The following is a 475-nucleotide window of genomic DNA, read 5'->3' as shown; positions in this document are numbered from 1 at the left end:
AGCAGGTGGTGGGCCGGCAACTGGATGCGGTACTGGAAGCGCTGTCGGTGGAGCAACTGGGTCGTATTGTTGTGGCTTATGAGCCGGTCTGGGCGATCGGCACAGGCAAAACCGCATCCAGCGAGCAGGCGCAGGCTGTGCATGCGTTCCTTCGAGCGCGCGTCGCTGCCCGGGATGCGGGTGTGGCGCAGCGCTTAGCAATTCTGTATGGCGGAAGCGTCAAGCCGGACAATGCCGGCGAACTGTTTGCTATGGCGGACATCGATGGTGGCCTGATCGGCGCCGCCTCCCTGAAGGCCGAAGATTTCCTGGGGATCGGTCGCGCATAAACGACGGATCGAGTCGCAATGTCACCGATGTGCGACTGCAACGTATTATTGAGAGAAACGAAATGGCAATTCTGAAGACTCTGCTGCTGGTGGCACAAATCCTGAGCGCGCTCGGTGTGATTGGCCTGGTGCTGCTGCAGCACGGC

The 475-nt window shown here is 60.4% G+C and carries 1 protein-coding gene and 1 pseudogene; both read left to right on the top strand.

Annotation, left to right across the window (positions count from 1 at the left end):
• Positions 1-329: triose-phosphate isomerase family protein (locus tag C1I92_RS35910; RefSeq protein WP_146605392.1), on the top strand; the 329-nt coding region annotated here is incomplete at its 5' end.
• A gap of 62 nt (positions 330-391) precedes the next feature.
• Positions 392-475: pseudogene (locus tag C1I92_RS35905) on the top strand (preprotein translocase subunit SecG); the annotation flags it as partial.

It is taken from the genome of Jiangella anatolica (assembly GCF_003236295.1).
In the GTDB taxonomy this organism is placed as follows: domain Bacteria; phylum Actinomycetota; class Actinomycetes; order Jiangellales; family Jiangellaceae; genus Jiangella; species Jiangella anatolica.
Note: the sequence above shows the minus strand (reverse complement) of the source record. Positions and strands in the feature narration are given on the sequence as shown.